Raw genomic sequence first — 12,013 nt, 5'->3', positions numbered from 1 at the left:
TCACCAATCATGGATTCGGTCATGCAGTGCGTGCAGCATCTGTCGCCGCCGAAATTCAGCGCTTAAATCCAGAAGTGTTATTAATTATGGTGACAACAGCACCGCGATGGTTGCTGGAGTCCTATATTCCAGGAGATTTTATTCATCGTCCTCGCGGTTTTGATGTGGGAGTCATCCAGTCAGATAGCTTGAATATGGATAAAGCAGCTACACTGGAAAAACTGCGGGAAATTATCAAAAAGCAGCAATCTATAGTGGCGACAGAAGCTAGTTTTATTCGCCAAAACCGAGTCAGCTTAATGCTGGCAGATATTCCACCTTTGGCAGCGGTTATTGCCAAAGCTGCTGGGATACCATGTTGGATGATGAGCAATTTTGGTTGGGATTTTATCTATGGTGATTGGGGTGGAGAATTTATTGAAATAGCTGATTGGATTGGCGAATGTTTTAGTAAGTGCGATCGCTTATTTCGCCTACCTCTTCACGAACCGATGAGTGCCTTTCCAGTTATCGATGATGTGGGTTTGACTGGCGGTTCGCCCCGATACAATTTAGACGAACTACGCACTCGCTTTAATATAACTACATCGCCAGAAAAAACGATTCTGTTCACATTTGGCGGTTTGGGTTTACAACAAATTCCTTACGAAAACGTACTCAAATTTCCCGACTGGCAATTTATCAGTTTCGATCGCGATCTACCCGATTTTCCTAATTTACTGCCAATTGACGGTGGCGAGTGCCGTCCGGTCGATGTGATGCCTTTATGCGGACGGGTAATTTCCAAACCCGGATACAGCACCTTTTCCGAAGCTTTGCGACTTGATGTTCCGATTGTTACCCTAACGCGAGAAGGTTTTGCCGAATCGCCTTTACTCATAGAAGGAATTCAAAATTACGGTTATCATCAAATTATCAGCCCAACTGAGTTTTTTGAGGGCGGTTGGGGATTTCTGCACGAACCGCTAAAACCGCCCCGTCAAACTCAGTCGTTACCGAAAGATGGCACCGAAGCGATCGCACAAGAAATTGTCAACTATTTGCAAAATAATTAATTTCCCAAACTATGGCTTGTCACCAACAATTACTTACCATTAAAACAGCAGGTAAATCTTTGTGCAACATTACTGCTAAAGTGGAAAATATAGTTGCTGAATCGGGTATAAAAACTGGCCTTTGTACATTGTTTTTGCGCCACACTTCTGCTAGTTTAGTGATTCAAGAAAATGCCGATCCGGATGTTCTGCTAGATTTGGAAAAATTCTTTGCTAAGCTGGTACCGGAGGATAGTCAGCGCTACATCCACAATGCTGAGGGGCCTGATGATATGCCCGCCCACATTCGGACAGTCCTTACCAAAACATCTGAACAAATACCTATTTCTCAAGGCGAATTGGTGCTGGGTACTTGGCAGGGAATTTACATTTGGGAACATCGCCAGCGCGGTCATATTCGGGAAGTATTTATACACATCACGGGGGACTGAGATAGTATATAAATCAACTTGAAAGCAGATAGCTGATGCGATCGGCTAAATTCTTTGTTTGTTTGAATTTTTCACTAAAGTATATATAAAGCCATCTTAATTATAACAGCATAAAGTTTTTGTGTTGTTTTATTGACAATCTACCTGGGTAGCCTCTGAAGAGATTTTTGTAAAAAAAAATTAATATTGCAGATTTATAAAAGAAAGGGTATTAATGGTAGCAGCATAGCTAACTCTTGTAGTTGCTGACGATCGAGCTTTATGTTGCTATTTTTTAGAAAAATGGGAAAAATATAAACACAGTCAGATTCGTCAGAGGTAACCAAGCTAAAAATAAAGTATTAAGAAATTTGTATAAGTGCATAGTTTTGTATAGGTTTTGAAAAAAATATTGCTCTAAATATTGAACTAGATTTATGAGGTAAAAAAATGATTCTTAAAAATGCAAAATTAGAGAAGTTAGGCGAGTACAAACGGATAGAAACAAAGGTATCTGGGAATTTTTTCCGGCATTTAGTTTGTATATTCGATAAAAACGGCTATTTCCAGCACGTCAATACCAGATGGGAAAAAACGCTGGGTTTTAGGAGGGAAGAACTGTTGGGAAAAGCAGCGATCGAATTTGTCCACCCCGAAGATCGAGAAGCGACCCTAGCGGCAGCAAAAAAGCTCTCAAAAGGCGTCAATACCATCTATTTTGAAAATCGCTACCGCTGCAAAGATGGCAGTTATAAGTGGCTGATGTGGACGGGAGCCGAGTTGACAGCAGATGGTTCGGCGTATGCAATAGCTTACGACATCAGCGATCGCAAGCACATAGAGAAAGCGCTGCGGGAGAGCGAAGAACGCTACCAAACATTAACAGAAGTATCTCCAGTCGGAATATTCCACACCGATGCTGAGGGACGCTACCTATACGTCAACGATCGAATGCAGGAGATCGCAGGACTAACTCCCAGAGAGGCGCTGGGACAGGGTTGGTTAAAAGCTATACATCCGGAAGATCGCGATCGCGTTTTGCAACAGTGGCAGCAAGCTGTAAAAGCCGAGTTGCCGTTTAGCTCAGAATACCGTTTTCAGCATTCCGACGGTACAACAATCTGGGTATTCGGTCAAGCAGCTGTGCAGCAAAATAGCACCCATCAGATTAAGGGTTATATAGGAACAACCACCGACATCAGCGATCGCAAGCGAACTGAAGAAGCACTGCGGGAAAGCGAACAACGGCTACAAGCTATCCTCGATAATTCTCCCGCAGTCATCTTCGCCAAAGACACTCAAGGGCGATATATTTTCTCTAACCAACGGCATGAAAAGTTATTTGGAGTAAGTCGAAAACACATCGAAGGTAAGACCGACTACGATATTTTACCCCGCGATATCGCCGATAGATTTCGCGAGAGCGATCGCAAGGTACTCGAAACTGGAACTCCTCTAGAATGGGAAGAACTCGTTCCTCAACAAGATGGCATACATACTTACATTGCCAGCATGTTTCCTCTGTACGACGCTACAGGAGTTCTCTACGCAGTCTGCGGCGTCGCCACCGATATAACAGAACGCAAACGAGCCGAACAAGAGCGTTTGGAATTAGCCGATCGCATTCAATTACTTCTAGAATCAACAGGCGAAGGTATCTACGCAATCGATTTAGAAGGAAGCTGTACCTTAATTAACAAAGCAGCAGCAGAGATGCTGGGATATAAACCCGAAGAACTTTTGGGTAAAGATATGCACGAGTTAATCCACCACACTCACAGCGATGGCTCCGCATATCCCAGTTCTGAATGTCCCATCTTTTGTGCTTTTTACAAAAGAATCGGTTGCCGCGTGGATAACGAAGTTTTTTGGCGGCGGGACGGCACAGCTTTTCCTGTCGAATATTCCTCCTATCCAATCCTAGATGGAGAAGCAATCAAAGGTGCTGTGATAGTTTTCATCGATATCACAGAAAGAAAACAAGCACAGGCAGAACTGTACAAAACACAAAAACGATGGGAACATCTTGTGAATGCAAGTCCGGCAGTCATCTACAGTTGCAAAGCTAATGACGATTTTGGCGCTACCTTTGTCAGTCAAAATGTTACAATGCAGATGGGCTACGCACCGAAAGATTTTTTAGAAGATTCCCACTTCTGGCTAAGTCATATTCATCCAGAAGATGCCCCTCGCGTATTGGAGGGGATGTCGCATTTGTTTGAGCGGGATTATGACTGCAATGAATACCGCTTCCTCCACAAAGATGGCACTTACCGATGGATGCACGATGAAGTGAGAGCGATCCGAGACAATGAGGGGAATCTGCTGGAGTTAATCGGTTTCTGGCAAGAAATTACCGATCGCAAACAAGCAGAGCTAGCTCTCAAACAGCTTAACGAAACTTTAGAAAGTCGCGTGCAAGAGCGCACTGCTGAATTAAGGAATGTGATTCGGCAGTTGGAGGCAGAAATAGTCGATCGCCAGCGAGTACAAGAAGCACTGGAAACAGCAAAAAAAGATGTCGAGATTGGCAATAACCTCTTAAATTCCGTTATTGAAGGCACAGCAAATCCTATTTTTGTCAAGGATATTGAAGGTCGTTATGTGATGATCAACTCTGCCGGGGCTAGCGTTTTCGGAAGAACTATAGAAGAAATAATTGGCAAGAAAGATCTTGAGTTGCTCCCGCCTAAAATAGCACGTAAACTCATCCAAACAGATAGACGCATTATCGCATCCGGTAAAACGGAGAGATTAGAGGAAGTTTTAGTAGTTAACGGCATTACCAGAACTTATTTTTCGACAAAATGCCCTTACCCTAACCCAGAAGGAAAAATCGTCGGGATTATTGGCGTGACGCAGGACATTACCGATCGCAAGCTCTCAGAGGAAAAACTCCGCCAAACTACAGCAGAATTGAAGGCAGTTTTTAAGGCTCTTCCCGATATATATTTCCGGCTTGCTAGCGATGGCACAATTTTAGATTATATGGCCGGACAGTCACAGCATCTTTACGCGCCACCACAAGTTTTTCTCGGAAAACGGATGGACGAGGTTTTACCAGCACAAATTGGACAAAAATTACAAGACGCAATAGCTGAATTACAGCAAACTCGCTCCTTAGTTACGATTGAGTATTCTTTACCGATGCCGCAAGGAGAATGCTTTTACGAAGCAAGGCTATCGCCATTACTCGAAGATGGAACGATTGTAATTGTTCGGGATATTAGCGCTCGCAAACGCTCGGAGGAAGCCCTGCGGCGCAGCGAAGAACTGTACAGCACCCTCGCCCGGAATTTTCCCAACGGTTCGGTAGCTTTATTTGACCGCGATTTGCGCTACTTACTGGCGGACGGAACCGAACTAGGGGCGATCGGACTTTCAAAAGAGTTAATGGAAGGTAAGACGCTTTGGGAGGTATGGCCACCGGAAATCTGGTCTAGCATTGAGTCGATATATCGAGCGGCACTTGCTGGCACTAAGACAGTTTCTGAAATGCCTTATGGCGATAGAACCTATTTGTTGCAAATTTTACCAGTTACCAATCAGGAGGGAGAAATCTTCGCAGGCATGGTTTTAGTCCAAAATATCACCGATCGCAAGGTCGCAGAAGAAGCGTTGCGGCAATCGGAAGAGCGATTCAGGCAACTTTACACCCAAGCCCAACATTCCACTCAACAAGCTGAGGAAAAAGCCTACCAGCTAGAACAAACTTTGCACCAATTAAAACAAACTCAAGCCCAGCTAGTTCAAAGCGAAAAAATGTCCAGTTTGGGACAAATGGTAGCCGGTGTCGCTCACGAAATCAACAACCCGGTCAACTTTATTTACGGCAATCTCACTCATGCCGATCGGTATATCCAAGACTTGTTAAACTTGTTACACTTTTACCATCAGCACTATCCCATTCCACCAGCAGAAATTCAAGCATTGGCAGAAGAGATCGACCTCGACTTTTTGCTGGAAGACCTCCCCAAAATCCTCAATTCTATGAAAATAGGAGCCAATCGCATCCGCGAAATTGTGCTGAGTTTGCGAAATTTCTCCCGTCTCGACGAAGCCGACATGAAAACGGTGGATATCCACGAGGGAATCGAGAATACACTGCTAATCTTACACAATCGCTTGAAAGCGAAACCAAATTATCCTCCCATAGAAGTAGTTAAAGTTTACGGCAATTTGCCCCCAGTAGAATGCTATGCTGGTCAACTGAATCAGGTGTTTATGAATATCCTCAATAACGCCATTGACGCTCTGGAAAATCAACCCGCACCTCGAAAGATCGAGATTCGCACTGAAATCGTCACCACTCAGAAGTTGGCGACTGATGACACAAAACAACGCATACTCGATCGAGTAGCCATTAGAGTTCGGGACAATGGCCCTGGTATGACAGAAGCCGTCAAAGCTCGTTTATTTGACCCGTTCTTCACTACCAAACCCGTAGGCAAAGGTACCGGTTTGGGTTTATCCATTAGCTATCAAATTGTGGTAGAAAAACACGGTGGAGTATTAAACTGTCTTTCGGAACTAGGACAAGGCTCGGAGTTCAGCATTGAAATCCCCGTAGCGCAAAATAAAGGCTAAATTAGGAAAGGCACAGGGGCTGAATATCTGAGCAATTCATTAACTCAAAAGTCAAAAACTATGGCGAACCAAATTGGAAAAATGGCAAATATAAAACCCCAAAAATTTAATTTATTTCTTTTGCTTTTGACTTTTGACTTTTTACTTTTAACTTCCCTAGCAGCACCTGCTGTAGCAGTCGATCGCTTGAGGTTGCGCCTTGGCCCGTTCGAGCAGTCGGTCAGAGTAGCAGATTTAGATCGGTTTGCCAAAACGGGAGAGTTATCTGCTGCTTTGAAACCTTTCTCTTTTCTGCTGACTTCCAGCGTGCGAGAAGCTTTTTCTCAACGTTTGCAACTCGACCCCAACCTAACAGATAAATTTATCGAAAATTGGTTGCGATCGCCCATGTCAGAGCAGTTGCTCACAGCTTTGAAACGCGCTATACCCGACTTCAGTATCGCGCAAATTCAAGCTGCCATCGCCGTAGCAGCACGACAAGCAAACGGTATCACCTTAATCGGAATTCTGCGATCGCTACCTGGTGAAACCGTGACCGTAGATGCGACTGAGGCGATCGCTGTCGCCCTTCAGTTTAACCCCTCCTATTGGCAAAGCCACGCTCTAGGCCCTTTATTAGAACGGGAACTAACTGTCGAAACCTCCCGCTTTCGCGCATCTGTTGACCCAGCTGCCCCAGGTGAAGAGCGCGTCATCAAAAAAACCCTAACTTTTGAAGATCGACAACGCGATCGCACCATTCCTGTAGATATTTATTACAGCGATAATTCCGCTGGTTCTCTCGTCGTAATGTCTCACGGCTTTGGTGCCGATCGCACCTTTTTAGAATATTTGGCTCGTCACTTAGCTTCGCACGGAATCGTGGTAGCATCGATCGAGCATCCCGGTAGCAACTATACTTCCGTATCGAGAGCATCTGTGAGCGGTGAACCGAACAGTTTAATCCCACCCAGCGAATTTATCGATCGACCTAAAGATGTCAGCTTTTTGTTAGATGAACTGGCAAAAATGAACGAGAAACCAGGGGCGTTACAGGGCAAAATTAACACTCGACAAGTCACGGCGATCGGTCATTCTTTAGGAGGTTACACTGCTTTAGCTTTGGGTGGAGCCGAAGTTAATTTAGACTATTTGAAACAAGCTTGTAAATCTATGTTTGCTGTTGACTCAAATAGAAGTTCTGCAAATAGTAGAAACAGAGAAAATTTGTCTTTAAATGCTCCTTTACTCCCGTCTCCGGGTGAGTGGTTGCAGTGCGCTGCTGCCGATCTGCCCGATCGCAAACTGCAATTGCGGGACGATCGCATAGTTGCAGCGATCGCGCTCAACCCCCTCATCGGTCAACTGTTTGGCCCTTCTCGCCCCAGTCAGGGAAAGAGCGGATTGAAAAAGGTAGCAATTCCCACCATGATTTTAGCCAGCACTGAAGATGCTTTTACACCTGCGATCGCACATCAGCTGCAACCTTTTACCCAGCTTGGCGGTACTAAATATCTTTTAACCGCAATTGGCGCTACTCATTTAAGCGTTGGTAACCCAGGCAGTTACGGTAGAAATACTCTGCTGAGAGAGCGAATAGGAGAAGAAGCCGAACCGCTGCGTCAAGTGGTTAAAGGTGCGACGCTAGCTTTCATCAAACAGCTGACCCCGGAAGCAAAAAACTACGAACCGTTTTTAACACCAGCTTATGCCCAATCTCTCTCTACCTCGGAATTACCTTTGCGACTAAATGCAGAACTACCTGCGATTGTCTTTCAGTGGCTGAATTTAGCAGCTGTGTTGTAGGAAATTTTAAATTTGATCTTCAGGAAAGCGTCGGTTGGGTTAAGCTCTAGCAAAATCCAACCTAGAATTACTTTACCCTTTCTGTATCGGCTAATTTTAAAATCACCACTTTGGCCTTGAAATACTGATTTTTATTAGTTATATTAACAGAAACAAGGCTGGAATTTTAGCATAGATATTTTATTATATTAATTAGAAAAATTTGATTGTAAATTTTACTTTAGCTAAATACTTTTAGACTAGAACCAGGCCGATCGCTTGCGCTAGCAGGCGACGTCAATTTAACGGGGTGCGAAGTAGAGCCAGAAAATCTGGTTAAGGAAACCATGCAACTGAAAGAAGCTAACCCGGAATCGGTCAAATACTCAAACGAAGCAGTCGTCTGCCGCTACATTAACGAGCCAGAACAGATAGAAGATCGCCTGCGTCTGCTAGAGCAAGCGATCGACGCCTGTAGCGTCGGGGTGGTGATTAGCGACTGTTCCTTGCCAGATAGACCGATTATTTATTGCAATCGTGCATTTGAAAGGATCACCGGCTATTCCGCCGAAGAGGTAATCGGACGTAACTGTCGCTTTTTACAGGGTCAGGAAACCGATCCTGCTGCCTTGGCCCAAATTCGCGCTAGCATCAGCGAAGGGCGCGACTGTCAGGTAAACTTAAAGAATTACCGCAAAGATGGCACCACTTTTTGGAACGAGCTGACAATTTCACCAGTGCGGAATTCCGAAGGTCTGGTGACTCACTTTATCGGCGTGCAGAACGATATTACCTCCCGCAAGCAAGCTCAGGAAGAGCGCGATCGATTTTTTACCCTATCGCTGGATATGCTGTGCGTTGCGGGTTTCGACGGTTACTTCAAACAAGTCAATCCAGCTTGGGAAAAAACACTTGGTTTCAGCAAAGAAGAACTTCTAGCGAAACCTTTTATTGAATTTGTCCATCCTCACGATCGCGAAAGAAGTTTGCTTGAATTGGAGAAAATATCTCAAGGCTCTGATACAATTACCTTTGAAAATCGCTATCTTTGTAAAGATGGTTCTTATAAATGGTTATCCTGGAATGCTATTTCTATCCGCGAACAGGGATTGTGTTATGCTAATGCTCGCGATATAACCGATCGCAAACAGCTCGAGGCAGCACGCGAATCTACAGAAGCAGCGCTGAGAGCTGCTGAGGCAAAATTTCAAAAGCTGGTAGCCAATGTGCCGGGAGTTATCTATCAATTTCAATTGCGGCCAGATGGCTCATTCTGTTTTCCCTACATCAGCTCCGGTTTGAGAGAAATTTACGAACTCGAACCACAAGCAGTTCAAAACAACGCGCAGCTGATGTTTGCTACCGTTCCTCCAGAAGATCGAGAACACTTCAACGAGTTAATTGGTGTTTCTGCCCAACAGCTTCAACCTTGGCGCTGGGAGGGGCGCTGCATGACTCCATCGGGAAAAATTAAGTGGATACAAGGTGCTGCCCGTCCGGAAAAGTTAGCCAATGGGGAAATTCTTTGGGATGGATTGCTGATGGATATTAGCGATCGCAAAGAAGCGGAAGAAGCTTTACGTCGCTCCGAGGAAAAATTGCGCCAAAAAGCCTCCGAGCTGCAAGCAACTTTGCTCGAATTGCAAAGAACTCAAACCCAATTGATTCAGAACGAAAAAATGTCCTCTTTGGGTCAGATGGTCGCCGGTGTCGCTCACGAAATTAATAATCCGGTTAGCTTTATTTATGGTAACCTTATCCCTGCTAGCGACTATCTGCAAGATTTGTTAGAGCTAATCGAACTTTATCAAAAACATTACCCCGAACCAGTACCGGCAATTCAGCAGTTAGCGGCAGCTATTGACCTCGACTTTTTGACTGGGGATTTGCCCAAAATGCTCGGTTCGATGAAAGTGGGGGCAGAACGCATTCGCGAGATTGTCCTTAGCTTACGGAATTTTTCTCGCTTAGATGAAGCAGAAATGAAGCCAGTCGATCTTCACGAAGGTCTCGATAGTACCTTGTTAATATTGCAGCATCGACTGCATTCTCAGACAGTAACTTGGGAAAAAAACAGCCGACATTCCGGTATTGAGATAATTAAAGAATACGGCAACCTGCCTTTAGTGGAGTGTTATGCTGGGCAAATAAATCAGGTATTTATGAATATTATCGGCAATGCGATTGACTCTTTGGAGTCACGCTTCGCGATCGACGCCCTTGAAGAAGCAGAAGAACAGGGGGAAAAAAGGGCACGACTGAGTAAATTTTCTTCTACGCCTTTGATCCGTATTCGCACTTACCTCTCCTCTGATACCTGCCGCGCTGTGATTCGCATTTCTGATAATGGTCTCGGCATGACGGAAGATGTCAAAATGCGTTTGTTCGATCCGTTTTTCACGACTAAACCTGTCGGTAAAGGTACTGGTTTGGGCTTGGCGATCGCCTATCAAATTGTTGTCGAAAAACATGGAGGTGTTTTAAAGTGTATTTCCACACCAGGGTCAGGAGCCGAATTCTGCATTGAAATTCCCATTTGCCAATAGCTGCTTTCCCAGATAACTTGGCAAAAGTTGAGCAGGAGAAATTGTTTATGGAAGCGATATTCGCCGCCCTTGCCTTACTGACGATCGGTTACTTAATAGGTTCGGTCAAAATCATCAATCAAGGATATGAAGCTTTGGTAGAGCGCTTGGGCAAATACATTGCTACGCTGAAACCGGGTGTTAATTTTATAGTTCCTTTCCTCGACACTATAGTTTGGGAAGAGACAACACGCGAGCGAGTTCTGGATATTCCTCCCCAGGAAGCAATTACTAAAGATAATGTTTCTCTCAAAGCCGATGCTGTTGTGTATTGGCGGATTTTGGATTTGAAAAGAGCTTATTACGCTATTGATAATGTTGAGGAGGCGATTCAAAACTTAGTTTTGACGATGTTGCGGTCTGAAATCGGTCAGATGGAATTAAACGAGACTTTTTCTGGGAGAAAGGAAATTAATCAGGCACTGTTGCAGGAATTGGACGAAGCAACAGAACCTTGGGGTGTCAAGGTTACTCGCGTGGAAATTCGCGATATTATACCAGCGCCAAAGGTTCTGGAATCGATGCAACAAGAGAAAGCTGCTGAGATCAAAAAACACGCCGCTATTTTAGAGGCTGAGGCTACTTTGGAATATATGAAACGACTTTCGGAAGCTTTGCGATCGCAACCTAACAGTAAGGAAGTTTTGCAGTTTTTGTTAGCCCAAAGATTTGTCGATGCTAACTTTAGACTGGGTGAAAGTCCTAATTCCAAAATTCTGTTTATGGACCCGAAAGCGATGACAGAAGCGCTAGCAGAGTTGCTAAATTCTCACAATGAAAATGAGGAGGGAAAACAGAAATAGCGCGTCGGGAAGTCAAAAGTCAAAAGTCAAAAGTCAAAAAAGACATAAAAAATTCAATCCAAAATCCAAAATCCAAAATCTAAAATCGAAAGATGGCATCGGCGACGCGACAAACATCTCGCATTTCTTTAACATCGTGAACGCGCAGAATGTCAGCACCAAAGGCAATCGCACCGCAACAAGCTGCACCGGTTCCCCATACTCTCTGTTTGGGGTCTGGTCGATCGAGAATATGTCCGATAAAGCTTTTGCGGGATGGCCCCACTAAAATCGGGCAGCCCAGAGCGCGAAATTCGGCTAATCTTCGCAAAATTTCTATGTTTTGCTGATAAGTTTTAGCAAAGCCAATACCCGGATCGATGATAATTTTTTCTCGCTTAATTCCAGCTGCGATCGCATCTGCAATTCGACTTGCCAAAAACTCGTAAATTTCCCCAATCAAATCTCGATAATCAGTCATCTGCTGCATAGTTTGCGGCGTACCCCGAATGTGCATCAATATAATTGGAACGCCCAATTGTGCTACTGTCGGCAACATTTCTGGGTCGAAAGTCGCAGCAGAAATATCATTAATTATATTTGCACCAGCTGCAACAGCAGCCTTTGCTACAGCTGCTTTTGTAGTATCGACAGAAATCGGTATTGTGGGATGAGCATCTTGCCCGTCCCGTAACCTTTGCACGATCGGCACCACTCTGTCAAGTTCTTCTTGTAAGGATATTTCAGCAGAGCCAGGGCGAGTTGATTGACCGCCGATATCGAGAATATCGGCACCAGCTGCTATTAAATATCGAGCTTGTGCCAAAGCA

The 12,013-nt window shown here is 44.5% G+C and carries 7 protein-coding genes; 6 read left to right on the top strand and 1 reads right to left on the bottom strand.

Annotated features, from left to right (window positions below; all coding sequences use genetic code 11):
* From H6S82_RS05370 to H6S82_RS05345, 6 genes are all read left to right on the top strand, one after another.
* Positions 1–1,055: glycosyl transferase (locus H6S82_RS05370; protein ID WP_191056061.1), on the top strand; the 1,055-nt coding region annotated here is incomplete at its 5' end.
* An 11-nt stretch (positions 1,056–1,066) separates the two neighbouring features.
* Positions 1,067–1,486, top strand: a complete 420-nt coding sequence (locus H6S82_RS05365; RefSeq protein WP_190470576.1) for a secondary thiamine-phosphate synthase enzyme YjbQ — start codon at positions 1,067–1,069, stop codon at positions 1,484–1,486.
* A 429-nt stretch (positions 1,487–1,915) separates the two neighbouring features.
* Positions 1,916–6,052, top strand: coding sequence for a PAS domain S-box protein (locus tag H6S82_RS05360; RefSeq protein ID WP_190470578.1), 4,137 nt, complete (start codon positions 1,916–1,918; stop codon positions 6,050–6,052).
* Positions 6,053–6,112: 60 nt separating this feature from the next.
* The gene (locus H6S82_RS05355; protein ID WP_199315482.1) at positions 6,113–7,837 is read left to right on the top strand and encodes an alpha/beta hydrolase; all 1,725 of its coding nucleotides are present in this window, start codon (positions 6,113–6,115) and stop codon (positions 7,835–7,837) included.
* Between the two features lie 326 nt (positions 7,838–8,163).
* A complete protein-coding gene (locus H6S82_RS33275; RefSeq protein ID WP_190470583.1) occupies positions 8,164–10,362 on the top strand; it encodes a PAS domain S-box protein in 2,199 nt (732 codons plus the stop codon).
* A 47-nt stretch (positions 10,363–10,409) separates the two neighbouring features.
* Positions 10,410–11,204: a paraslipin gene (locus H6S82_RS05345; protein ID WP_190470586.1), complete on the top strand. Its 795-nt coding sequence runs from the start codon at positions 10,410–10,412 to the stop codon at positions 11,202–11,204.
* 79 nt (positions 11,205–11,283) lie between these two features.
* Here H6S82_RS05345 and folP read toward each other — a convergent pair.
* On the bottom strand, positions 11,284–12,013 hold a 730-nt coding region (folP, locus tag H6S82_RS05340), incomplete at its 5' end, for a dihydropteroate synthase (RefSeq protein WP_191056060.1).

The organism is Planktothrix sp. FACHB-1355, from assembly GCF_014748295.1.
GTDB lineage: Bacteria > Cyanobacteriota > Cyanobacteriia > Cyanobacteriales > Aerosakkonemataceae > Aerosakkonema > Aerosakkonema funiforme_A.
The sequence above is the reverse complement of the archived record's forward strand: the minus strand, read 5'-3'. Positions and strand labels throughout refer to the sequence as shown.